Annotated in this window: 21 protein-coding genes; 10 read left to right on the top strand and 11 right to left on the bottom strand. The window is 61.6% G+C overall.

From position 1 onward, the window contains the following. Both M3N55_RS06960 and M3N55_RS06955 read right to left on the bottom strand, forming a co-directional pair. Positions 1-498 (bottom strand): PaaI family thioesterase, encoded by a 498-nt coding sequence (locus M3N55_RS06960; RefSeq protein ID WP_249057772.1) that lies wholly within the window; start codon positions 496-498, stop codon positions 1-3. Next, entirely contained in the window at positions 495-905 is a 411-nt protein-coding gene (locus tag M3N55_RS06955) for a PaaI family thioesterase (protein ID WP_428982624.1), read from the bottom strand. Before M3N55_RS06955 ends, M3N55_RS06960 begins: the two co-directional genes overlap by 4 nt. Before the next feature lie 164 nt (positions 906-1,069). On the opposite strand from M3N55_RS06955, the gene M3N55_RS06950 reads away from it, so the two are divergent. The 5 genes from M3N55_RS06950 to M3N55_RS06930 all read left to right on the top strand — a co-directional run bounded on the left by M3N55_RS06950 (position 1,070) and on the right by M3N55_RS06930 (position 7,169). Beyond that, the gene (locus M3N55_RS06950) at positions 1,070-1,468 is read left to right on the top strand and encodes a MerR family transcriptional regulator (RefSeq protein ID WP_249057768.1); all 399 of its coding nucleotides are present in this window, start codon (positions 1,070-1,072) and stop codon (positions 1,466-1,468) included. A gap of 25 nt (positions 1,469-1,493) precedes the next feature. Then, positions 1,494-3,266 carry an acyl-CoA dehydrogenase C-terminal domain-containing protein gene (locus M3N55_RS06945; RefSeq protein WP_249057765.1) on the top strand — a complete coding sequence of 591 codons (1,773 nt, stop codon included), beginning with the start codon at positions 1,494-1,496 and terminating at the stop codon, positions 3,264-3,266. 11 nt (positions 3,267-3,277) lie between these two features. After that, a complete protein-coding gene (locus M3N55_RS06940) occupies positions 3,278-3,490 on the top strand; it encodes a hypothetical protein (RefSeq protein ID WP_249057763.1) in 213 nt (70 codons plus the stop codon). A 263-nt stretch (positions 3,491-3,753) separates the two neighbouring features. Beyond that, positions 3,754-4,965 (top strand): acetyl-CoA C-acetyltransferase, encoded by a 1,212-nt coding sequence (locus M3N55_RS06935; protein ID WP_249057760.1) that lies wholly within the window; start codon positions 3,754-3,756, stop codon positions 4,963-4,965. An 11-nt stretch (positions 4,966-4,976) separates the two neighbouring features. Further along, entirely contained in the window at positions 4,977-7,169 is a 2,193-nt protein-coding gene (locus M3N55_RS06930; RefSeq protein WP_249057758.1) for a 3-hydroxyacyl-CoA dehydrogenase NAD-binding domain-containing protein, read from the top strand. Positions 7,170-7,183: 14 nt separating this feature from the next. Here M3N55_RS06930 and M3N55_RS06925 read toward each other — a convergent pair whose 3' ends face one another. Together M3N55_RS06925 and M3N55_RS06920 are read right to left on the bottom strand one after the other, a co-directional pair. After that, complete coding sequence (locus tag M3N55_RS06925) at positions 7,184-7,855, bottom strand: Hint domain-containing protein (RefSeq protein WP_249057757.1); 672 nt, start codon at positions 7,853-7,855, stop codon at positions 7,184-7,186. A 107-nt stretch (positions 7,856-7,962) separates the two neighbouring features. Continuing rightward, positions 7,963-8,703: a Hint domain-containing protein gene (locus tag M3N55_RS06920; RefSeq protein WP_249057755.1), complete on the bottom strand. Its 741-nt coding sequence runs from the start codon at positions 8,701-8,703 to the stop codon at positions 7,963-7,965. 254 nt (positions 8,704-8,957) lie between these two features. Here M3N55_RS06920 and M3N55_RS06915 point away from each other — a divergent pair, with 254 nt between their 5' ends. Together M3N55_RS06915 and M3N55_RS06910 are read left to right on the top strand one after the other, a co-directional pair. Then, positions 8,958-10,583 carry an AMP-binding protein gene (locus M3N55_RS06915; protein WP_249057884.1) on the top strand — a complete coding sequence of 542 codons (1,626 nt, stop codon included), beginning with the start codon at positions 8,958-8,960 and terminating at the stop codon, positions 10,581-10,583. A 65-nt stretch (positions 10,584-10,648) separates the two neighbouring features. Continuing rightward, the gene (locus M3N55_RS06910) at positions 10,649-11,683 is read left to right on the top strand and encodes a hypothetical protein (RefSeq protein ID WP_249057753.1); all 1,035 of its coding nucleotides are present in this window, start codon (positions 10,649-10,651) and stop codon (positions 11,681-11,683) included. Positions 11,684-11,736: 53 nt separating this feature from the next. On the opposite strand, the gene M3N55_RS06905 is transcribed toward M3N55_RS06910, so the two are convergent. Continuing rightward, a complete protein-coding gene (locus tag M3N55_RS06905) occupies positions 11,737-12,474 on the bottom strand; it encodes an alpha/beta hydrolase (RefSeq protein ID WP_249057751.1) in 738 nt (245 codons plus the stop codon). Beyond that, on the bottom strand, positions 12,467-13,762 hold the full coding sequence (locus M3N55_RS06900; protein WP_249057749.1) for an MFS transporter: 1,296 nt from the start codon (positions 13,760-13,762) through the stop codon (positions 12,467-12,469). Before M3N55_RS06900 ends, M3N55_RS06905 begins: the two co-directional genes overlap by 8 nt. Before the next feature lie 117 nt (positions 13,763-13,879). Between M3N55_RS06900 and thrS the strand changes: the two genes are divergently transcribed. Continuing rightward, positions 13,880-15,826, top strand: coding sequence for a threonine--tRNA ligase (thrS, locus tag M3N55_RS06895; RefSeq protein ID WP_249057748.1), 1,947 nt, complete (start codon positions 13,880-13,882; stop codon positions 15,824-15,826). A 3-nt stretch (positions 15,827-15,829) separates the two neighbouring features. Here thrS and M3N55_RS06890 read toward each other — a convergent pair whose 3' ends face one another. Then, positions 15,830-16,480 (bottom strand): rhomboid family intramembrane serine protease, encoded by a 651-nt coding sequence (locus tag M3N55_RS06890; RefSeq protein ID WP_249057746.1) that lies wholly within the window; start codon positions 16,478-16,480, stop codon positions 15,830-15,832. 78 nt (positions 16,481-16,558) lie between these two features. Here M3N55_RS06890 and trpS point away from each other — a divergent pair, with 78 nt between their 5' ends. Continuing rightward, the gene (gene trpS, locus M3N55_RS06885) at positions 16,559-17,590 is read left to right on the top strand and encodes a tryptophan--tRNA ligase (protein ID WP_249057744.1); all 1,032 of its coding nucleotides are present in this window, start codon (positions 16,559-16,561) and stop codon (positions 17,588-17,590) included. 150 nt (positions 17,591-17,740) lie between these two features. Continuing rightward, the gene (locus M3N55_RS06880) at positions 17,741-18,337 is read left to right on the top strand and encodes a L,D-transpeptidase (RefSeq protein ID WP_249057742.1); all 597 of its coding nucleotides are present in this window, start codon (positions 17,741-17,743) and stop codon (positions 18,335-18,337) included. Positions 18,338-18,391: 54 nt separating this feature from the next. Here the strand turns inward: M3N55_RS06880 and recO are convergent, their stop codons facing one another. The 4 genes from recO to M3N55_RS06860 are packed head-to-tail and all read right to left on the bottom strand — an operon-like array spanning position 18,392 to position 22,475. Then, positions 18,392-19,102, bottom strand: coding sequence for a DNA repair protein RecO (gene recO / locus M3N55_RS06875; protein WP_249057740.1), 711 nt, complete (start codon positions 19,100-19,102; stop codon positions 18,392-18,394). 40 nt (positions 19,103-19,142) lie between these two features. Then, positions 19,143-20,090, bottom strand: a complete 948-nt coding sequence (locus tag M3N55_RS06870) for a glucokinase (protein WP_249057738.1) — start codon at positions 20,088-20,090, stop codon at positions 19,143-19,145. A gap of 31 nt (positions 20,091-20,121) precedes the next feature. Then, positions 20,122-21,447: a GH1 family beta-glucosidase gene (locus tag M3N55_RS06865; RefSeq protein ID WP_249057737.1), complete on the bottom strand. Its 1,326-nt coding sequence runs from the start codon at positions 21,445-21,447 to the stop codon at positions 20,122-20,124. Next, a complete protein-coding gene (locus tag M3N55_RS06860) occupies positions 21,444-22,475 on the bottom strand; it encodes a LacI family DNA-binding transcriptional regulator (RefSeq protein WP_249057735.1) in 1,032 nt (343 codons plus the stop codon). Before M3N55_RS06860 ends, M3N55_RS06865 begins: the two co-directional genes overlap by 4 nt. Positions 22,476-22,520: the final 45 nt, after the last annotated feature.

Below are 22,520 nucleotides of genomic sequence, written 5' to 3'. Positions count from 1 at the left end.
TCAGCCCGTCTGTGGCATCAGGAAATGCCCCGTTGCCTGTGCAAAGAGCCGCGCGCGATTGTCCTGCCATGCTTCGACATGAACGCTGGCATAGCGCCGCCCAGAGCGGTTGACGCGTGCGCGCGCATAGCCGTCGCGCGGCAGGCCCGAGCGCAGGAAATCCACAGTGAAATCAATTGTTTTTGGTAGGCGCGGCAGGTTTTGCGCCATATCTTCCGGGGTCACGCGCCCTGCTTCCAGATCGGGCCAGATGGTGGCCCAGCTTAGTTCGATGATCGCGGCCACTTCCAGAAACGACGCTATCACGCCGCCATGAATGGCGGGTAATTGCGGGTTACCGATCAGCTTGTCGTCATAGGGCAGGATCGCGGTCAGCTCGTCGCCATGGCGCTCAAAGTAGATGCCAAGGAATTGCGCATAAGGCACTGCGCCGACAAGGCTGGCCAGCGCGCTGTCGCGGCGTTGCTTGATGGCCTGCACGGGTTCGGGGGCAGTCATGGCTTAGCCTCTGTTGTGGCAAATGTGAAAGCCCCTGTCGCGCTGGCCAAGGGCGTTTCACCGCCGTCATGGGCGGTGGCGCGCACGAAAGCGACGTTTCGGGTGACATGGTAGCATTCGGCCTTTGCCACGATCCGCGCGCCCGGTGTCGCCGCGCGCATATAGTCTATGCGCAGGTCGATCGTCGCCGTTGTGGTCGCGCCGGGGTAGGACAGCACGGCCGCCCCGCCGCAGGTATCCATCAGCGCAGAGACCGCGCCACCATGGATAACCCCGGTCGCCGGGTCGCCGACGAACCGCGCATCCCACGGCATGGAGATTTCGGCCCGTCCGTTACCCAGGTCGTCCAGCCGCATGGCCAAAGCCTTGGCGAAGGGCAGTGCGTTAATGAAGTTTTGGGCATTCATGGCCATGCTCCGCGAAACCTGACCTTATCTGCACGCGCAAGGCGGGCAAAAGCAAGGGGCAGCGGTTGACGTCACGTTGCCCTTTACGTTAACGTCAACCCATGATGTTCTGTAACTCTTACAGGGTGCGGAGCGTAGGCCTTAGCATGATTGGGATCTGTCACATGCCTGAAGAGTTCATGACCATCCGCCAGATGTGCGCTTTCTTTGGCGTAACGCCCCGCACATTGCGGTTTTATGAGGCCAAGGAGCTGTTGTTTCCGCAGCGCGATGGGCAACATCGTCTGTTTACTCGCCGCGACCAAGCCCGGCTAAAGCTGATCCTGCGTGGCAAACGCTTCGGGTTCAGCCTGGAGCAAATTCGCCAGTTGCTGGAAATGTATGACCGCGACGACAGCGAATTGAAACAACTGCGCAAAACCTATGACATTGCGCAAGAGCGCCTGGCCGATATGGAGCGCCAGCGCGCCGAGTTGGCAGATGCAATTTCAGAGTTGAAGCAAGACCTTGCTTGGGCAGATGACGTGCTGTCTCAGGCCGACCGACCGCGCGCTGCGGAGTAACGCCGCGCATTAAGGGAGAGAGAGAATGCCAAGCTACACGGCCCCTGTGGTGGATATGCAATTCGTGTTGCATGACGTGCTGAACATCGCGCAAAGCGATATCCCCGGCTATGACGATCTGGACCGCGAGACGACTGGCGCAATTCTGGAAGAAGCGGCTAAATTGGCCGAAGGTGCGTTGGCCCCTGTCAACGCCACCGGCGACCGCGAAGGCTGCCGGTTGGAAAACGGGGTGGTGCGCACGCCCACGGGCTTTGCAGCGGCGTTCGAACAGATCAAAGCAGGCGGCTGGAACGGTTTGGACCTGCCCGAAGAATTCGGCGGCCAGAACCTGCCTTACGTCATGAATTCGGCCACGGGCGAGTTTTTCGTGTCGGCCAATATGGCGCTGAACATGTATCAGGGGCTGACGCATGGCGCGATCTCGGCGATTCTCGCGCATGGCTCTGACGCGCAAAAGGCGCAATATCTGCCCAATATGGTGTCGTTGGACTGGACCGGCACCATGAACCTGACGGAACCGCATTGCGGCACCGATCTGGGCCTGATTCGCACCAAGGCCGTCCCGCAGGACGATGGCAGCTATGCCATTACCGGGCAGAAGATTTTCATCTCTGCCGGTGAGCATGACATGGCAGAGAACATTATCCACCTTGTGCTGGCCAAAGCCCCCGGCGGCGGCGCGGGCACCAAGGGCATTTCGATGTTCATCGTCCCCAAGTTCCTTGTCCATGAGGATGGCAGTCTTGGTGCACGCAATGGCGTCAGCGTTGGCAGCATTGAAGACAAGATGGGCATCCACGGCAATGCGACCTGCGTCATGAATTATGACGGTGCCACGGGCTATCTTGTGGGCGAGTTGCACAAGGGCATGCGCGCCATGTTCACCATGATGAACGAAGCGCGCGTTGGCGTGGGGTTGCAAGGTTATGCGCAGGCCGCCGTCGCCTATGAAAACGCCGCGGCCTATGCCAAGGACCGGCTGCAAGGCCGCGACGTGACCGGCACTAAAAACCCCGATGGCCCGGCCGACCCGCTGCTGGTGCATCCCGATATTCGTCGCGTGCTGATGGACCAGAAAAGTTTTGTCGAAGGTGCGCGCGCCTTTACCATGTGGGGTGCCAGCCTGATCGACCGCGCCCACCGTGGGCAGGACCCGCAGGCGGATGGGCTGATCTCGCTCCTGACGCCGGTGCTCAAGGGCTTCCTGACCGACAAGGGGTTTGACATGTGCGTGCAGGCGCAGCAGGTCTATGGCGGGCACGGTTATATCGAAGAATGGGGCATGTCCCAATTCGCCCGCGACGCGCGCATCGCCATGATCTATGAGGGCGCGAATGGCGTGCAGGCATTGGACCTTGTGGGCCGCAAACTGGCGCAGGATGGCGGCAAACATGTCATGGCCTTCTTTGCGCTGGTCAAAGACGAGGTCGCGGGCACGGATGACCCTCGTCTGACCGACCTGCAAGAGGCACTGAAAGCGGCGTCAAAAGACATGCAGGCGGCGGCGATGTTCTTCATGGAAACCGGCATGAAAAACCCCAACGACGCCTTGGCGGGTGCGAGTGATTTCATGCATCTGTTTGGCCATGTCTGTTTGGGGCTGATGTGGCTGCGCATGGCGCGCGCGGCCTATGCGGAGCTGGATGCGGGCACGAGCGATGTGGCGTTTTATGAGGCAAAGCTTGCTACAGCGCGTTATTACATGGTCCGCCAACTGCCCGCCACGGCGCTACATCTGGCGCGTATCCGCTCTGGCGGCGAAACCGTCATGGCGCTGGCAGAGGCTGAGTTCTGAAAGGATTGATTATGCCCAAACGCTTACGGCTGACCCGCCGCTTCAACGCCGCCATGACCGAAGACGGCTACCGCCGCTTGCGCCGTTTTGCGCAGGAAGCAGGGTTGGAGGAAGGCGAGGCGTTGTCCTTCATTTTCGAGAATTTCGATTCCGTTATGGAGGCCGATAATCTTGGGCACCGATTGCGCCTGTTCAACAGTGAGCTGGAGGCGCGCAAGAAGTGACAAGCCTTGGCGCAAACGGACGGGACGGGAGCCTCCGGCGGGAGTATTTTCGGCAAGATGAAGGCAATGCGCCCCGCTCCTCGGCAGATGCGCGTCATCGGACGCGGGGCGACTTCACCTTGCGCGGTCATCGGCTCTCCAGCCTGTCCCGCGCCTTCAGGCTAGCGCATTAACCTTAACGGCCCGTTACCGAGGATGGGCTTCATCTTGCTAAAAATACTCACGACACGACATTGGCCAATCTTGGTCCGAGGAGGGAAACCATGACCGACGCTTACATCTTTGATGTTGTGCGCACGCCGCGCGGAAAGGGCCGCGCAGATGGCAGCTTGCATGAGGTCACATCGGTGCGCCTGTCCGCTGGGGTGCTGGATGCCCTGAAATCTCGCAATGATCTGGACACGCGCGCCGTAGAGGATGTGATCTGGGGCAATGCCACGCAAGTCGGCGAGCAGGGTGGCTGCCTTGCACGCACCGCCGTTCTCGCGTCCGAGTTCGATGAGCAGGTTCCGGGCCTGTCGATCAACCGCTTTTGCGCCAGTGGGATGGAGGCGGTGAACCTTGCCGCCAACCAGGTGCGCGGCGGCGCGGGCGAGGCTTATGTCGCCGGTGGGGTCGAGATGATGAGCCGCGTGGCAATGGGCTCTGACGGCGCTGCGGTGGCGGTTGACCCGAGTGTGGCGATGGAGCGGTATTTCGTACCGCAAGGCATTTCGGCCGATATTATCGCGACTGAATATGGGTTTACCCGCGCTATGGCCGATGCGTTGGCGGTTGAAAGCCAGCGCCGCGCAGCGCATGCGTGGTCCGAGGGGCGCTTTGATCGATCCATCGTGCCAGTGCGCGACATGAATGGCCTGACCATTCTGGAGCGCGACGAATATCTGCGCCCCGGCACCGATATGCAAAGCCTTGGCGCGTTGAAGCCCGCTTTCAAGGACATGGGCGAGGTGATGCCCGGCTTCGACAAAGTGGCGTTGATGAAATATCCGCACCTTGAGAAAATCGAACATATTCACCATGCGGGCAATTCATCTGGCATTGTCGATGGGGCTGCGGGCGTGCTGATTGGTAGTAAGGCCTTTGGCGAAAAACATGGTTTGAAACCAAGGGCTAAGATCCGCGCCACGGCCAAGATTGGCACTGATCCGACGATCATGCTGACCGGTCCTGTGCCTGTAACAGAGAAGATCCTGCGCGACAGCGGTATGCAGATTCCCGACATTGACCTCTTTGAGGTGAACGAGGCTTTCGCCGCCGTGGTGTTGCGATTCATGCAGGCTTTTGAAGTGCCCGACAGCAAGGTGAACGTGAATGGCGGCGCGATTGCCATGGGCCACCCGCTGGGCGCGACCGGGGCCATTATTATAGGCACGCTGCTGGATGAGATGGAGCGCACCGGACAAGGCACTGGCCTTGCCACTTTGTGTGTTGCGTCTGGAATGGGCGCCGCGACCATCATCGAGCGCGTGTAAGGGAGGGGACGATGCAGGAATTTACCTACAAAGCCGATGCCGATGGCGTGGCGACCATCACATGGGACGTGCCGGGAAAATCCATGAACGTGCTGTCGCTGGAAGGGTTCGCGCAGCTCGACAGGCATATTGACACGGCACTGGCCGATGAGGCGGTCAAAGGCGTCATCCTCACATCCGGCAAACCCGATTTTGCCGCTGGGATGGACCTGAATATTCTGGCGACCGGAAAAGGCGTGGTTAATGAAGACCCGGCCAAGCAGATCTTCGAGGCGATCAACGGTATGCATGCGATCCTGCGCAAGATCGAACGTGCTGGCATGGACCCGAAAACGCTTAAAGGTGGCAAACCTATTGTTGCGGCGCTGCCGGGCACGGCGTTGGGCATTGGGCTGGAGCTGCCCTTGGCCTGCCACCGCATTTTCGTGGCGGATAACCCGCGTGCCAAGATCGGCCTGCCAGAGATCAAGGTCGGGATTTTCCCAGGTGCGGGGGGCACAACGCGGCTGGCGCGCAAGCTGGGGGCGATGGGCGCTGCGCCTTTCTTGTTGGAAGGCAAACTGGTCGACCCGAAGCGCGCGAAATCGGCCGGGTTGATTGACGAGATGGTCGCGCCCGAGGACTTGCTTGCCCGCGCGAAAGACTGGGTGCTGGGCGCGAAAGATGCCGATCTGGTCAAACCCTGGGATGCGAAGGGCTATAAAATGCCGGGCGGTGCGCCCTATCATCCGGCGGGGTTCATGACCTTTGTCGGGGCTTCGGCCATGATTAACGGCAAGACGCAAGGTGTTTACCCGGCGGCCAAGGCACTTTTGTCGGCAGTCTATGAGGGGGCATTGGTGCCGTTTGACACCGCACTGAAGATAGAGTCGCGCTGGTTCACAAGTGTTTTGATGAACCCGTCCTCCGGCGCGATGATCCGGTCACTGTTTATTAACAAAGAGGCGTTAGAAAAGGGTGCGAACCGCCCTGACGCGCCCGATGGCAAGGTGCGCAAACTGGGCGTTCTGGGCGCGGGTATGATGGGCGCGGGCATTGCCTATGTGGCTGCCAATGCCGGAATTGAGGTGGTGCTGATCGACGCGGCGCAAGAGGCCGCGGAGCGTGGGCGCGCGCATGCTGAGGGTATCTTGGAGGCTGGCATGAAACGCGGCAAAGTGACGGAGGAGGGGAAGGCACAGGTTCTGGCGCGGATTATTCCAACCACGGATTATGCGGCGTTGAATGGGTGTGATCTGGTGGTTGAGGCGGTGTTCGAAGACCCGGCGGTGAAAGCCGAGGTCACGCAACGCGCAGAGGCCGTGTTGGGTGAAGACGCGATTTTCGCAACCAACACGTCGACCCTGCCGATCACTGATCTGGCACAGGCGAGCGCGCGGCGCGCCAATTTCATTGGCATCCATTTTTTCAGCCCGGTGGACAAGATGGCATTGGTTGAGATCATAAAGGGACGCGAAACGGGCGATCTGGCCGTGGCCAAGGCGCTGGATTTCGTCCGCCAAATTCGCAAGACCCCGATCGTGGTCAATGATGCACGCTTCTTTTACGCGAATCGCTGCATCATTCCTTACCTTAACGAAGGCATGCGGATGGTCCGTGAAGGTGTGGCCCCGGCCTTGGTGGAAAACGCCGCCAAGCTGATGGGAATGCCGCTGGGGCCGTTGCAGCTTGTGGATGAGACGTCGCTTGATTTGGGTGCAAAGATAGCCAGGGCCACCCGCGCCGCGATGGGGGATGCTTACCCGGATGGCGATGTTGACGAGATCATCTTCTGGATGGTCGATCTTGGCCGCTTGGGGCGCAAATCTCGGGCGGGGTTCTATGACTATGATGATAAGGGCAAACGTCAGGGTTTGTGGCAGGGGCTTGCAGCGCAATACCCGCAAGCTGATGACCAGCCCGACCTGACCACAGTGCAGCACCGCCTGATGTTCGCGCAAGCCCTGGAAGCGGTGCGTGCTCTGGAGGAGGGTGTTCTGACCGATATTCGCGAGGGTGATGTCGGCGCAATCATGGGTTGGGGCTTTGCGCCTTGGTCGGGCGGCCCGTTTTCATGGCTGGACATGCTGGGCGCGCCTTTTGCGGTCGCGGTCTGTGACCGGTTGGAAGCGGCGCATGGACCAAGGTTCAAGGCGCCGGATATGTTGCGCGATATGGCAGAAGCGGGGCGCCGCTTTTACCACTCAAAAGCCGAAGCTGCATAGGCAATACGGGCGGCTTAGGCCGCCCGCTCTTGTTTCAGGCTGGCGGCCAGCGCAGTTAGATCCGCATAAGGCAAGCGCGTGTATTCGCGTCTGGCCATGTGAACACTGGCATCGAGCGGCGAGAAATCGCTTTCTGCGCGCGCAGTCAAAAGAGCCATGCCGCAGGTATGGACAAGCTGCTCCTGCGGGAATGTCGGCAAATAGACACGCAGATCGTTTTTCAGCGGCACCCGGTGGATTCCGTCAAACCCCTCCAGCATAAGTGCCTGAACCAGCACGAACGGGTCGCCATATTGCTCCTCGGCGAAATCCGATTCGATGATGATTTCTTGTAGCGGCAAGAGTTCGATCTGGCGGCGATTGCCCAGGACGCCCCGTGGCACGATCATGATAAATGCCTTGTGCGTGGGCAGGTCATGATACGGAATAGTCAGATCGTGAATCCGCGTCACCGGCTGCATGCCATTGTCGAAGGTCAGCACCATATCGCCGGGTTGCAGTGTTTCGATCTTGCGCCATCCGGTGCCGGTGGCCACAAGTGTGCCGGGCAAAAGGCCATCCTCGCGCAACGCCATGGCATACAGTTCTGCGTCCTTTTGCATTGCGGCGGAAATCGCCTTCAAGCTACTCGAGGTGGGCATCAGCTGCGTGTCGCGTGTCATGCGGAACGGGTTAGGGTGTGTCATCACTGGCCTCCGAAGTCAGAACAAGGTTAACAAGCCAAGAAATCATGGCCTTTTCAGGTCGGGGATGCGCCCGAAGCGGGGCATGACCACGGCAGGCCAAGATTTTTTCAATGCAACAGGTTGCGCTCGACCTGCCCTTGCAGTGCGGCACGGAAAACGCCATCGACTTGCGCAATCCGGGGCATCTGATCTGCACCCACGGCTTGCGTCTGAACCCAGTGCCGAAAATCCGTTGCTTGCGCGGATGTCAGGCGCGGGTAAGCGATGGGATTGGTCAGTTGCGTTCGCCGTGTCGTCGCATGGCATGACAGCAAGGCAGAGCCATCCGCATGGATGATCTCTTCGCGGGCAAAAGCCAGCATGTAGCTTTGCACGCCGGGTGCCAACCGGCTGCGCCTGATGCCTTTATAGCCCTCAAGGTATGCAGCTGCGACCAGCATGAAGGAATCGCCAAAATTGGCCTCGGCATAGGGGCAGTCCAGAAGGACAAGCTGGCTGGGCAGCAGGGTGATGGCGTGCCGGTTGCCGATTGCATCCTTGGGCACATGCAGGGCGCGCGCCATGCTGCCTGTGCGCGGGTCCGGGCCGACAGGTGCGGCAAGGACGCTTTCCAGCCTGCGCATGCCACGATCGAAGGTCAGGACCATATCGCCGGGAACCAGCGTTTCGACCGGACGCCAGCCGAAATCGGTTGCGACCAGCCGACCGGATAGAAGGCCCTCGGCCAGGCTGCCAAAATCGGGCAATAGTGCTGCGGGCGTGGTGGCGCTGGGCCAGACCTCGCCGCGATCTTGCATGGTGCGATACCGCGCACAGGAACTGGTAACCGTAAGAAGTGAGGGTAACATGGGAAGTCCTCTCTTTGCGGTTGTGACGCATTTCAGGTTGCGTGCTCACACCATTAACGTGTGTTAACGGACAAAATCGGGGACAAACTGAGGTTTTTTCGCGAATTGTTGTCTTTGTTGTGCCATAAATCGCCCTGCGAGCAGAGGGCCTCTTGCAATTTCAGGTCTGTGTTGGTTACGTCTGCGCAATAATGTTGCGCGCGCTGGGCAGCCTGTTGCCCGGCCTTGGCACAGACCGCAATCAGGAGGCGATGATGGGCTGGCTGACGGATGAAACCGGGTTGGAACGCTGCGCGGCGAATTACACGCCGCTTACCCCTTTGTCGCATCTGCGACGCGCCGCCGACCTGTTCGGCCCCAAAGATGCAATTATCTACGGGTCCGACCGGCGCAGCTATGCAGAATATCATGCGCGGGTGTCGCGGCTGGCGTCTGGGCTTGCGATGCGGGGTGTTGCGCCCGGTGACGTGGTCGCCACGCTCTTGCCCAACGTGCCCGCCCATGCCGAAGCCCATTTCGGGGTGCCGGCCTGCGGCGCGATCCTGAACGCGATCAACACGCGGCTGGACGTGGATACGGTGCATTACATTCTTGAACATGGCGAAGCGAAGCTGCTGCTTGTCGATAGCGCGCTGCTGGAGCTTGGCGAAGCTGCCTGCCAGCGGCTGGCCACCCCGCCGATTTTGGTCGAAGTGCCCGATGCGCAGGCCGGGATTGCCGCAAGTGGTCGGCATCTGACCTACGAGGATCTGCTGGCCGAAGGCGATGCCGGGTTTGACTGGATCATGCCGACCGATGAATGGGAGAGTATTGCGCTCAATTACACGTCTGGCACAACAGGGCGGCCCAAAGGCGTGGTTTATCATCACCGTGGGGCATATCTGTCTACCTTGTCGCAGCCGATGTCTTGGCAAATGACCTTATTCCCGCGCTACCTGACCATCGTGCCGATGTTTCATTGCAACGCATGGTGTCATCCGTGGATGCTGCCTGCGCTGGGTGGGGCCATGCTCTGCCTGCGCGACGTGACAGCCGCTGGGGTTTATGACGCCATCGCAGAAGAGGGCGCGACCCATCTTGCCGGGGCGCCGATCGTATTGCAGACGATCATCCATGCAAAGGGGCATGAACGCAAACCCTTCGACCATATCGTGCGGGTGTTCACTGCCGGGGCGCCGCCGCCCGCTGCAACATTGGCCGCGATCGAACCCTTGGGCTTTGACGTGACGCAGGTCTATGGCCTGACGGAAACCTATGGCCCGGATACCGAATGCCTGTGGCATGACGGGTTCGACCATCTGACAGGCGATGACCGGGCAGAGGTCAAGGCCCGCACCGGTGTCGCCATGCCCTTCATGGACGGGGTGACGGTCATGGACCCCGACACCATGATCCCTATCGCCCGCGATGCCGCCGCCTTGGGAGAGATCATGCATCGCGGCAATGGCGTTATGAAGGGGTATTACAAGAACCCGCAGGCGACCGCCGACGCCTTCAAGGGCGGCTGGTTCCATTCCGGCGATATCGCCTTCATGCACCCGGATGGCTATGTCAAGATTGCGGACCGCGCCAAGGATATCATTATCTCTGGTGGCGAAAATGTTTCCTCGGTCGAGGTAGAGGGCGTGCTGATGAAACACGCCGCCGTGGCGCTGGCCGCCGTGGTCGCCAAACCGGATGAGAAATGGGGCGAGGTGCCTTGCGCCTGCATAGAGCTAAAAGAGGGGCAGGACGTGTCAGAGGCCGATCTGATCGCCTTTTGCCGCGAAAGACTGGCTGGGTTCAAGACTCCCAAGCGCGTGATTGTGCTGGAATTGCCCAAGACCTCGACCGGTAAAATCCAGAAATTCGAGCTGCGCGCACAGGTGCGTGATCTGTAAGCGTCTGGTCATGGCGCGCGGGCTGCGTTACTGAGCCTATATTCCCGAAACAGGCACAGGGTGCCATGACCGCGCTGGACAAGTATCGCAAACTCGAAGGTATCGGCCTGTGGTCAGCGCGGGTCGAAGACCAGCGCCGCGAGGTTGTGGTCAATTTTGGTGATGCGACGCTCGTGATTTCCGACAGCCGTAGTATGCAGGTGCTGTCGCATTGGTCGCTGCCTGCTGTTCGGCGCCGCAATCCGCGTGAAAGACCCGCGCTTTACAGCCCAGAGGGTGACGGCGCAGAAACTCTGGAACTGGATGACGATTGGCTGATCGACGCATTGGAAGCGGTGCAGGCCGCGCTCGCCCCGCCGCGCAGCCTGCGCGACAGGCTGGGCCGCAAATCCTACGTGGTCATTGCAGGGCTTTTGCTTGCGGGGCTGGGGGCGCTGTTTCCACCTGCGCTGGAACGCCACACTGCCACCGTGCTGCCCTGGACCACCCGCTATGAGATCGGAACAGCACTTGTCGAGCACCTGCAAGCGGATGGCGCGCAACGGTGCTCTGCCACACAAGGCCGCGCCGCACTGGAAGCGTTGCAACGGCAGGTGTTGGAGCAGCCCGCCACTGTGCAGGTCATGCGCGACATGCCCGCTGCGCGGGTTGCCCGCTTTCCCGGTGGGGTATTCGTGATCGACGCTCGCCTGCTGGACGCGGCTGAAAGCGCCGAGGCGCTTGCCGGTGCCTTGTTGCTGGCCGAGGCGCGGTCGCGCGTCGGCGACCCTGTTGTGCCGGTTCTGGACCATATGGGCCTGTTCAAGACCTTTGGATTGCTGACATCGGGTGCCGTCCCGAAAGAGGCTCTGGCCGGCTACCCCGAAGATGCCCTGCGCGCTGCGGCCCCGGCGCCAGATGTCGCAGCGCTTCTGGCGCGTTTCGAGGCGCTGGGCCTGTCTGCTCGGGCCTTCGCTGACAATGCCGAACCGCTGGACCCGGATGCCGGCCCTGTTCTGCCGGCTTTGCGCGCAGGCGATCCGATGGCGGGCGAGGCACCCTCGCGCGCGTTGCTCAGTGACGGGCAATGGGTCAGCTTGCAGAATATCTGCACGTTCTAGGGGTTTTGGGGCGTGATGGTCCTACGAACTTTCCCTTTTCAAACATTTGGCCGCTAGCTGCTGACATCTTCAATCGCGCGCACGATCAGATCCAGACAGCGTGGCGATGAAAAGCGGTGATCTTCATCCTTCACCAGTTCCAGCCGCATGTCGGGACATTTCGCGTGGTCCATCAGCTTCAGCGGAACAGAGGTCGCCACCGCCTCATCCTTGGTGCCCTGCAACAGCCGCACCGCGAAGGGCAGGGGCAGAGGGCTGGGCAGCACAAGCTGGTCGCGCCCATCCTCGAACAGGCGGCGGGTCAGAGTGTAGGGCGCGTCATAGTCGTTTGGCAGGGTGGTCTGGCCCTTGTCCATGATCTCGGCCCGCTGGGCATCGGTCAGGCCGGGCCACATGCTGTCTTCGGTAAAATCAGGCGCGGCGGCTATGCCGACCAGTGCATGCACCCGCTCTGGCATGCTGCGCGCCAACAAAAGCGCGATCCAGCCGCCCATGGATGACCCAACCAGCACTTGCGGTCCCTCTGTCAGCGCGGTGACGGCGGCCGTTGCATCCGCCGCCCAATCGCCAATGCAGCCATCGGTGAAGGCGCCAGAACTTTCCCCATGCCCGGAATAGTCGAAGCGCAAAAACGCGCGGCCCTGTGCGCGCGCCCAGTCCTCTAGCCAGACCGCTTTGGTGCCGGACATGTCCGACATGAACCCGCCCAGAAACACAATTCCGGGGCCGTGCCCTTCAGTCTTGTAATAGGCCAGTTTGCGGCCTTGCGCTGTGTCCAGATGTTCAACCATCGCCCAATTCCTTCAATCCGTAAGCCACCCAAGCGCCGCCCGTTGCCATCAGCGCGAACAGGGCCAGCGTCAGTTCCGCCCCGCCCAGTGCGGCCAAAGCGCCGAACACGCCGCTGGCCAGCAGGATCACCCCGATAACGGTGTTTGCAATCGCGGTATAGACGGCGCGGCGTTCAGGTGGGGCCATGTCCACGATATAGGTCGAGCGCCCCAGCCGCACGCCTTGATGCGCGATCATCAGCCCGAACAGCGCCAGCGGCATGGCCCAAAGCGTGCCCGCCAACCCAAGTGCTGCGAAGATTAGCGCAAGAACCATGGACGTCGCCCCGCTGACCCCCGTCAGCACCAGCACCATGCGCGAGGAGCGATCAGCCAGCCGCCCCCAGACATAGCTCGACACCAGCGCGGCGAGGGCAGAGGCCAGCACCAACGCGCCCAAGCCTTGCAGCGCGTCGTTGCCCGAGGCCAGCACCACGAACCACGGCGGTGCCAGTGCGGTCGCGGTCAAAAGCCCACGCGCCACGATAAACCGCGCAAGGCCGCGATCTTCGCGCAGGTAGCGCAGGTTCGCCAGCGCCGCTTCCGCGCCATTGCCGCCGCCCTCGGTTGCGCCTGCGTCCTCGCGCAGCCCCGCGAATACCGCGCCCGCCAGAACCCATGCCAGCGCGGCGGCGAACAGCGCGCCGGTGACGATGGCAAAGCGCGCCTCTGCTAGCCAGATCAGCGAAAGCGCAAAGGCCAGTGCCACGCCTGCCGCCCATGTCCCTGCCAGCCCGGTGACGGTTCCGCGTTGGCCCTTGGCGACGGTCTTGCCCAGCACGTCTTTATAGGCGACCGACGCCACAGAGCGCGACACCGCCAATACCGCCAGCCCCAACAGGATCAACCCGCCCGCCGTGCTGCCCGTGGTTGTCATCGCGGCCAAAGCGATCATGGCGGCCCCCACGCCTTGCCCCAAGCCTGCCGCCGCCCACGCCCATTTGCGCCGCGCCATGGCGCGAATACGTGCGGCGGTGAACAGTTGCGGCAACAGCGCGCCCGCCTCGCGGATGGGCACCAGAAAGCCGATCATGGCAGCGGGCGCGCCCAGATGCGTCATCAGCCATGACAGCACCAGTTTCGGGTCCACCAGCCCATCGGCGGATTTGTTCAGGCCCAAGGCAATCGCATGGCGCAAGAAACTGCCGGGCTGCACCTTGCAGGCGGCGTCGGAAATGTCGCGGCAGACGCGGCCCTCATCTTCAGAGGACAGCATGTCATAAGCGCGTTGCACGGCGGGGCGGGTCATCTTTCGTCCTTGCTGTTTCTGCTAACTTGACTTTCCGCGCGGCCAAGGTCAAACCCTTCGCCACATATAACCCGCAACCGGGCGTTCCGTGGGCGCCAAACAGACGAGGACCGGCTTATGGCCCAGATTTCCCTGACATTTCCTGATGGCAATGCGCGCGACTATGATGCGGGCGTGACCGCTGCCGAAGTGGCCGACAGCATTTCCAAATCGCTGGGCAAGAAGGCCATTTCCGCCACGGTGAACGGCGCGCATTACGACCTGCAATGGCCGATCATGGCCGATGCCAGCATCGCCATTCACACGATGCAGGATGACGCGCAGGCGTTGGAGCTGATCCGCCACGATCTGGCGCATATCATGGCGCGCGCAGTGCAGGAAATTTGGCCGGACGTGAAGGTCACCATCGGCCCGGTGCGCGACAAGGGCTGGTTTTATGACTTTGACCGCGCAGAGCCGTTCGTGCCCGAAGACCTCGCGCAGATCGAAGAGCGGATGCGCAAGATCATCAACGCGCGCGAGGCCGTGCGGACGGAAGTCTGGGACCGCGCCCGTGCGATCCAGCACTACAAAGACGCGAATGAGCCGTTCAAGCTGGAACTGATCGACCGCATTCCTGAAAATGAGCCCTTGCGGATGTATTGGCATGGCGATTGGCAAGACCTGTGCCGTGGTCCGCATTTGCAAAACACGGGCCAGGTTCCGGGCGACGCGTTCAAGCTGATGAGCATTGCCGGGGCCTATTGGCTGGGCGACAGCACGCGGCCCATGTTGCAGCGCATCTATGGCGTGGCGTTCAAAAACCGGGCTGATCTAAAGGCCCATCTGACCATGCTGGAGGAGGCCGCCAAGCGTGACCACCGCCGCTTGGGCCGCGAGATGGACCTGTTCCACATGCAAGAAGAAGCGCCGGGCCAGATTTTCTGGCACGCGAATGGTTGGAGCATATACACCACGCTGCAAGATTACATGCGCCGCCAGCAGCGCCGCGGCGGCTATGTCGAGGTGAACACGCCGCAAGTGGTGAACCGCAAGCTGTGGGAAGCGTCAGGGCATTGGGACAATTACCAGGAAAATATGTTCATCGTCGAAGTGGACGAGGAGCATGCGCGCGAGAAAACCATCAACGCGCTGAAACCGATGAACTGCCCGTGCCATGTGCAGATTTTCAACGTGGGCCTGAAAAGCTACCGCGATCTGCCCTTGCGCATGGCCGAATTTGGGTCGTGTAACCGGTATGAGCCATCGGGCGCGCTGCATGGCATCATGCGGGTGCGCGGCTTTACGCAGGATGACGCGCATATCTTCTGCATGCCAAGCCAGATCGAAGCGGAATCGACGAAATTCATCGAGTTCCTGTCGGGGGTCTATGCCGATCTGGGGTTTACCCAATGGCGGATCAAACTGTCCACCCGGCCAGAGCAGCGCATCGGGACCGAAGAAAGCTGGGATTACGCAGAGGACGCGCTGGCCAAGGCCGTGATAGCGGCGGGTCACGCTTACGAGATTTTCGAGGGCGAGGGCGCGTTCTACGGCCCCAAGTTGGAATTCGTGCTGACTGACGCCATCGGGCGCGACTGGCAATGCGGCACGCTTCAGGTGGACCCGAACCTGCCCGAACGGCTGGACGCCAGCTATATCGGCCAAGACGGCGAAAAGCACCGCCCTGTCATGCTGCACCGCGCGGTTCTGGGGTCGTTCGAGCGCTTCATCGGTATCCTGATCGAGAACTTCGCGGGCAAGCTGCCCTTGTGGCTGGCCCCGCGTCAGGTGGTGGTTGCATCTATCGTGTCGGATGCGGATGAGTATTGCCGCGAAGTGGTCGCCGCCTTGCAAGCCGCCGGGCTGCGGGCAGAGTTGGACCTGCGTAATGAAAAGATCAATTACAAGGTCCGTGAACACTCATTGGGCAAGGTGCCGGTCATTTTGGCCATAGGCGCGCGCGAGGTCGAGGAACGCACTGTGTCCGTGCGCCGCTTGGGCGATAATCGGACCCAGACGCAGGCGCTGGATGCGCTTGTCGCGGATTTGGTGGCCGAGGGCACGCCGCCTGACCTGCGTTAAGTCTTACCTCTGGCGCAGGCGTTCCAGAATTGGCCCGTCCAGCACGCGGGCCAAGGCCGCGCCTATGCCCAGCGCGGTCAGGTCTGCCAGCCAATCCATGCCGCCCCCTGCAAGGGCGGTCAGGCCAAGGCGTGCGACGACAAGAACCGCAACCAGAAACAGCGCGGGGCGTGTGCCCATCAGCGCGGCATAGGCTCCGGCCAGCGCAAAGATGATCGGGTAGCCGCCGATCAGCCACGCGCCGGGGTCTGCCACAAGCCCGAAAGCCACGCCGCCTGCGGCTTGGGCAAGCGTCAGCAGCACCAAAACCCGCAGCGATCCCAGCCGCTCGGCGCAGGCTTTGCCCAATGCGGCGGTGATGACGACCACAAGCGCGGCCTGCATTGGGCCAAGGTGAACGAAGCCATAGACAAGGTAGCGCCAAAGCCCTTCGGGGGGATACTGCCCGCTTTCCCACATCCAGCCCTGCAATTCGGGGCTGATACCAAAGGCCACCAGCGCCTGTGCGCGCCAGCCAGCGCTACCGGCCCAGTTGACCAGCCCATGCGCGCCAGCCCACAAGACCAATTCCACCCCGGCAATTGCAAGCGTCAGCAGCCACACCGCCCAAGGGAGCGGGTTCAACAGGGGTGCGGGGTGGGACTCGTCGCTCACGGATCGGCCTTGGTTGACGTTATCGGCCCCCAAGGCTAAGCGATTGCCAACAGCTTTTCCAGCACGGAGCGCCGCCTCATGTCCGATACGCCCAAGGCTTTTCCGCCGCGCATTTTTTCCGGCATCCAGCCCTCGGGCGGGTTGACGCTGGGCAATTACCTTGGTGCGCTGAAACGCTTTGTTCAGGCGCAGGACGATGGCACCGAAACCATCTACTGCATGGTTGATCTGCACGCGATCACGGTCTGGCAAGACCCCGCGAAGCTGCGCCACGCCACGCGCGAACTGGCCGCCGGGTTTATCGCGGCGGGCATCGACCCGGCGCGGTCCATTCTGTTCAACCAAAGCCAAGTTCCTGCCCATGCGGAATTGGCATGGATTTTCAACTGCGTGGCCCGCATGGGCTGGCTGAAGCGGATGACGCAGTTCAAGGACAAGGCGGGTAAGAACGCCGAAAATGCCAGCGTCGGCCTGTTTGCCTATCCGGCGCTGATGGCGGCTGATATTCTGGCCTATCACGCCACGCATGTGCCTGTGGGTGAGGATCAGAAACAACATCTGGAACTGACGCGCGACATTGCCGCCAAGTTCAACCATGATTTCGGGGTCGAGTTTTTCCCGATTGTGGAGCCTGTCATCGAAGGGGCGGCGACCCGTGTCATGTCCTTGCGCGATGGCACAAAGAAGATGTCAAAATCCGACCCGTCGGATATGAGCCGCATCAACCTGACTGATGACGCCGACGCGATTGCGCAGAAACTGCGCAAGGCGCGCACGGACCCGGAACCTTTGCCCGATACGCTGGACGCGCTGGCAGAACGCCCAGAGGCGCGCAACCTTGTAAATATCTATGCCGCTTTGGCCGATATCACCCCAGAGGATGTGATCGCGCAATATGCCGGGCAGGGCTTCGGCACGTTCAAACCGGCGCTGGCTGATCTGGCGGTGGACAAGCTTGCCCCCATCAACGCGGAGATGAGCCGCTTGATGCAGGATGTGGCGGAAATTGACCGGATATTGGGGGATGGTGCCGCGCGGGCGAACGCGATAGCCCAGCCGATTCTGGAACAATGCTATGACATCGTGGGCCTGATCCGCGCGGCCCGGTGAACTGGTCGCGCCGCCCTTGCTTTGGGCGCGCGGGGCACTTCCACACGCGATGCAGAGGCGCAACAGCCCTGCTTCCCCACGCGGTCGTGACTTGCTATTCTAGGCGCATCGGCGGCATTGATGTTTCAAATGCGATAAAAGGAATATGGCATGACTGACAAATTAACGCGTCGCGCACTTCTTGGCTCTGGGGCCATTGCTCTTGGTGGCTTGGCGACACCGTCAATCTTGCGTGCTCAGGCGGTGCCAGAGTATGAGGCCGAACAGAATATCCGCACCGCGCCCCGCAACGTGATGGGCTTTCGTAACCACCACTGGAAGGATCATTTCCAGTCGCTGCGCAAAGGCGCCATCCTGTGTGACACCTATTCGCGCGCGCTGCATTACTGGTCCGAGGATGAAAGCACCTACCTTGTGCATCCCTGCTCGGTGCCGATGTCGGAGGAGTTCACGCGCCGGGGCTACACCGAAATCACGCTGAAGCGGTTCGAGCCGACATGGATTCCCACCCCTTCCATGCGTGAGCGTGACCCGTCCTTGCCCGCGCGCGTCGAAGGTGCGGACCCGCGTAACCCGCTTGGGTCACGTGCGCTGAACCTAAGCTGGCAGTATTACCGCATTCATGGCATCGACAACCCCGCCAAGATCGGGCGTCGGGCATCGAATGGCTGTTTCGGTATGCTGAACCCGCATGCTGAAAATCTGTATGAGATCGTCGAGGTCGGCACGCAGGTCCGGGTTATCTAAACCGGTTTTGTGCAACATCTAAGCCCCGGTTTTTGGCCGGGGCTTTTTCATGCGTTATACCACCGCGCGCACCAGCCGCGCGCGGGCCTCTGGCAAGGGTTTGTCCATAGCGCGCGCCAGCCAGTCGGTCAGGAAATGGCCGCTTAGTGCCAGCGCCGCGTTCAGCCCTTCGGCATCAAGCCCACCGTCTTCATGCAGGCCCGCCGGAAAGGGCAGCAGGCGCGCGGCGTAATCGCCTGCACCCTCTGCCGTGACCGCGCGGCCCGTGCGCGGGCTGACATAGGCCAGCCCCTCTGTCGCACCCGTGACCGCGCATTGCGCAAGGTCCAGCCCGTAGCCGGTTTCCTCCAGCAAAGTCAGCTCCCAAAGCGCATAGTCATGCAGCCAGCCGGGATGTCCCAACCGGTCTAGCACCGCGACCGTGTGCCGATAGAGTTCGGGATAGGGCTGGCGTTCGGGCAGGGCGTAGCGGGTCAGCGCGCACACTGCACCCAAGCCCAGCAGCGCCAGCCGGTCGGACAGCAACGCGCCCGCGCGCCCGCGCAAGGGTTCCACGGTGAAACTGCCCAACTGGCTGTCCAGACGCGCGCGCCATGTCGCATCCAGCTGCGCGCCCGGTTGCAACAGTGGCGCCATCTTGCGCGAAGCCCCGCCACGCAAAGCCCCGCCATGGCGGCCATGCAGCCCGCTGAACAGCTCGATCAGCGCGGTGCCTTCGCCCAAGGGGCGGCTTGCCAGAAGGATACACTCGTCGCGCCATTCCATGCTGCAAGGGTTGGCCTAATCCGCCGCGCCCGGCAAGGGGTCATGCCGCCAGATAAGCCGCACAACCTGTCAGGGCGGCGAAATCATCCTCGACCAAGGCCACAGGGAACTGTGCCACCAGGTCGGAAAACCGGCCCATATCGGTGAAGGCCGCATCATAACCGAAGCGCGCCATAAATGGCGTGAACGCCCGCGCAACGCCACCAATGTAATATATGCCGCCAAAGGGCAGCGTGGTCAGGGCCAGATCGGCGGTGTATTGCGCCAGAAGGCGGACGTAATGGCGGCCGACACTGGTGGCCAGCGTGGTGCAGGCGCCCATCTCGTCCATGATTGCGCTGGCGCCAAGGGCGGGGGCACCGCCCGCGCGCTCTGCGTGATAAGCATAAAGCCGTTCCAGCCCGGACCCGGCCAGCACATCCTCGACCGACGCAAAGCCGCGTCGCGCAACAAGCCAGCGGGCAAGCTGCTGATCTTCTTCATTCTGTTGCGGCAAGTGAATATGCCCGGCTTCGGCGGGGGGCACGATATACCCCGCGCCCGCAGGGTAAACCGGTGCGGCATTCACACCCGTGCCAAGCCCGATGACCAGCCGCGTGCCGCCTTCGGGCTGGCCTTCGCGGATCTTCCGCAGGTGTTCGGCAGGCAAATGCGGCAGGGCGTGGCCTTGCGCCTGCAGGTCGTTCAGAAGGGCGACATGTCGAATACCGGTCATGCGGGCCAGTTCATCCGCCTGCATGGTCCAGCCCAGATTGGTCATCGCACCCGAGGCACCGCGCACCGGCCCGGCCAGCGCAATCGCCGCGCGCGCGGGCAGGCTGCGATGTTTGGACAGGTATTCGGCCAGCACCGTTTCCAGCCCGGAATGCTCGGCATTGCGGAAACGTTCGGTCGTGCCCGCGATAAGCGTCGTGCCGCGCGCGAGTGCCACGCGCGTATTTGTGCCGCCAACATCAGCGACCAGAACCGGAGCGTCTTTATCTGCCATGTGCTACCCTTGGGCTGCGCGCCGGCGCGGCTTATGTTCGCGCTAACGCCTGTTGCAATGCCTGATAAGACGCTTTTGGGCGGCGTTGCAAGCTCTCGAAATCGACATGCACCAACCCGAAACGCTTTTCATAGCCAAGGGACCATTCGTAATTGTCCAGCAACGACCAGATAATATAGCCCTTCAGCTTCGCGCCTTTGGCCATCGCTGTTTTTGCCGCGTCGAGATGTGCGTTCAGATAGGCAATGCGGGCATGGTCGGGCTGCTCTGGTGTGTCGGGGTTCGCCATGCCGTTTTCTGTAACGTATAGCGGCAGAGTCCCGGCATATTCGCCCACAAAATGTAGGAAATGTGCAAGTCCGTTGGGGCAGATCTCCCACCCCATCTGGGTTTTCGGCAAGTCGCCCACATGTTCGGACAGTTGCGGCCATGCGCTGGCTGGGTCATGCGCGATGCGTTTGCAGGTATAATAATTCAGCCCCAGCCAATCAAGTGGTTGGCGGATTGTGGCCATGTCGTCTTGCCAGCCTTTGGGCATGTGGGGGGCAAGCCCCTCCAGCACATCAGCGGGGTATGCGCCTTTGAACATGGCCCCAATGAACCAGCGATTGTAAATGCCATCGTAGAGCTGCGCCGCGCTGCGGTCGGCGTCGCTCTCGCCAAGGGGCAGGGCGTATTCGAAATTGCACACCGCGCCCAAATTGCCCATACCAAGCCCGCGCATGACCTGCGTGGCGCGCCCATGGGCCAGACCGATATGGTGCATGGCGCGGGCGGTAGCGCGGATGTCGCGCAGGCCGGGCGCGTGCGCGCCCATGAAATGCGACAGCCAGCCCACGCACCAAGGCTCGTTTATCGGGGCGGCCGACCAGATCCGGTCGCCGATCCGTTCGCACAGGATCTGCGTGTAATCCGCGAACCAGCCCGCGATGTCACGGTTGCGCCAGCCGCCCAGATCGGCCAGCGCCGAGGGCAATTCCCAATGATACAGTGTCAGCGCGGGCTTGATGCCGCGTTCCAGCATCCCGTCCACGAGCCGGTCGTAATAATCAAGACCCTCGGTATTCACCGCCCCGCGCCCGTCGGGCAGCACGCGCGCCCAAGATGCAGAAAAGCGGTAAATGTCGAACCCGGCAGCGGCGATCAGATCCAGATCCTGCTCCCACATGTGGTAATGATCGCAGGCGCGGCCCCCGTGTTCGGCACGCACCACATTGCCGGGCGTGGCGGCGAAATCATCCCAATGCGTGCGGCCGGCACCGCCAAAGCCGTGCCCTTCTATCTGATAGGCAGACGTTGCCACACCGAACAGGAAATCGTCGGGGAAATCGGCGCGCGTATGCGTGAAGTCGGTCATGTGCGATGTCGTCCTGTGCTGTCGCCCAGCACCAGCCGGGTTTCCATAAGATGTGTGATCGGGCCTTGATCCGGATCGCGGACCAAGGACAACAACATGTCTGCCGTCTTGCGCCCCGCCGCGCGGACCGAGGAGCAGGTGGCGGTGAATTGCGGAACCTCCAGCCCATTGGGCATATAAGACAGGTCGTCGTCATGGGTGACGACGGACACGTCGCGGCCCAGTTTCAGCCCGGCGTCGGTCAGGGCGCGGCGCAGCCCGTAAGCCACGATCATCGAAGACGCAAGAAAAGCTGTGGGCGGGTCGGGCAGGCGCAACAGCTCTCGACCAGCCTGATGGCCATACGGCTCTGTCATTTCAGCACTGCGCATCAAGTCGGGGCAGGGGACAATTCCAGCCACGGCCAATGCGTCCAGATAGCCCGTGCGTCGGCGCAGCGCGAAATCCATCGATTCCAGCCCGTTCACAAGCGCGATGCGGGTATGCCCCAGTTCCAATAGAAATTCCGTTGCGCGCCGGAACGACCGGCGGTTGTTGATGTCCAGCCAAGAATACGGGGTCTGCACCCCAGAACTGCGGCCATGCACCATGAAGGGCAGGCCCAGATCCTGCAACAGCGTGATGCGATCATCATGCAGCCGGGGACCGTGAACCAACAACCCGTCCACCGACCCGCGCGCGACAATGTTGCGATAGGCGTTTTCTTCCTCGTCATCGGGAACAACACTTAGGACCATGTCATAGCCGGCGCGGGAATAGACCTCTCCGGCACCGGCAATGAAATCGGCAAAAACCGGGTTCACAATCTCATGGCTGGTCGAGATGGGGATGATATGCCCGATCGCGCGCGATTGCCCGGTGGCCAGACTTTTGGCGCGCGTGTTGGGATGATAATTTGCCGTGCGCGCGGCATCGAGCACGCGCTGACGCGTTGCCTGGTTCACCTCTGGGTAGCCATTCAGCGCGCGGCTGACGGTGGTCGGCGATAGCCCGAGGCCAGAAGCCAATTCCTTGAGTGTGACGCCCATGATTTGTTCAAACCGTGTTGAAGATCGTCGCGGAAGCTAATCCGA

It is taken from the genome of Roseinatronobacter domitianus, assembly GCF_023336755.1.
GTDB classification, from domain to species: Bacteria; Pseudomonadota; Alphaproteobacteria; order Rhodobacterales; family Rhodobacteraceae; genus Roseinatronobacter; species Roseinatronobacter domitianus.
The sequence above is the reverse complement of the archived record's forward strand: the minus strand, read 5'-3'. Positions and strand labels throughout refer to the sequence as shown.

Bases quoted from the DNA above. Each gene is read 5' to 3' on its own strand.
- M3N55_RS06960 (WP_249057772.1), bottom strand. From the start codon at position 498: ATGACTGCCCCCGAACCCGTGCAGGCCATCAAGCAACGCCGCGACAGC.
- M3N55_RS06955 (WP_428982624.1), bottom strand. From the start codon at position 905: ATGAATGCCCAAAACTTCATTAACGCACTGCCCTTCGCCAAGGCTTTG.
- M3N55_RS06950 (WP_249057768.1), top strand. From the start codon at position 1,070: ATGCCTGAAGAGTTCATGACCATCCGCCAGATGTGCGCTTTCTTTGGC.
- M3N55_RS06945 (WP_249057765.1), top strand. From the start codon at position 1,494: ATGCCAAGCTACACGGCCCCTGTGGTGGATATGCAATTCGTGTTGCAT.
- M3N55_RS06940 (WP_249057763.1), top strand. From the start codon at position 3,278: ATGCCCAAACGCTTACGGCTGACCCGCCGCTTCAACGCCGCCATGACC.
- M3N55_RS06935 (WP_249057760.1), top strand. From the start codon at position 3,754: ATGACCGACGCTTACATCTTTGATGTTGTGCGCACGCCGCGCGGAAAG.
- M3N55_RS06930 (WP_249057758.1), top strand. From the start codon at position 4,977: ATGCAGGAATTTACCTACAAAGCCGATGCCGATGGCGTGGCGACCATC.
- M3N55_RS06925 (WP_249057757.1), bottom strand. From the start codon at position 7,855: ATGACACACCCTAACCCGTTCCGCATGACACGCGACACGCAGCTGATG.
- M3N55_RS06920 (WP_249057755.1), bottom strand. From the start codon at position 8,703: ATGTTACCCTCACTTCTTACGGTTACCAGTTCCTGTGCGCGGTATCGC.
- M3N55_RS06915 (WP_249057884.1), top strand. From the start codon at position 8,958: ATGGGCTGGCTGACGGATGAAACCGGGTTGGAACGCTGCGCGGCGAAT.
- M3N55_RS06910 (WP_249057753.1), top strand. From the start codon at position 10,649: ATGACCGCGCTGGACAAGTATCGCAAACTCGAAGGTATCGGCCTGTGG.
- M3N55_RS06905 (WP_249057751.1), bottom strand. From the start codon at position 12,474: ATGGTTGAACATCTGGACACAGCGCAAGGCCGCAAACTGGCCTATTAC.
- M3N55_RS06900 (WP_249057749.1), bottom strand. From the start codon at position 13,762: ATGACCCGCCCCGCCGTGCAACGCGCTTATGACATGCTGTCCTCTGAA.
- thrS (WP_249057748.1), top strand. From the start codon at position 13,880: ATGGCCCAGATTTCCCTGACATTTCCTGATGGCAATGCGCGCGACTAT.
- trpS (WP_249057744.1), top strand. From the start codon at position 16,559: ATGTCCGATACGCCCAAGGCTTTTCCGCCGCGCATTTTTTCCGGCATC.
- M3N55_RS06880 (WP_249057742.1), top strand. From the start codon at position 17,741: ATGACTGACAAATTAACGCGTCGCGCACTTCTTGGCTCTGGGGCCATT.
- recO (WP_249057740.1), bottom strand. From the start codon at position 19,102: ATGGAATGGCGCGACGAGTGTATCCTTCTGGCAAGCCGCCCCTTGGGC.
- M3N55_RS06870 (WP_249057738.1), bottom strand. From the start codon at position 20,090: ATGGCAGATAAAGACGCTCCGGTTCTGGTCGCTGATGTTGGCGGCACA.
- M3N55_RS06865 (WP_249057737.1), bottom strand. From the start codon at position 21,447: ATGACCGACTTCACGCATACGCGCGCCGATTTCCCCGACGATTTCCTG.
- M3N55_RS06860 (WP_249057735.1), bottom strand. From the start codon at position 22,475: ATGGGCGTCACACTCAAGGAATTGGCTTCTGGCCTCGGGCTATCGCCG.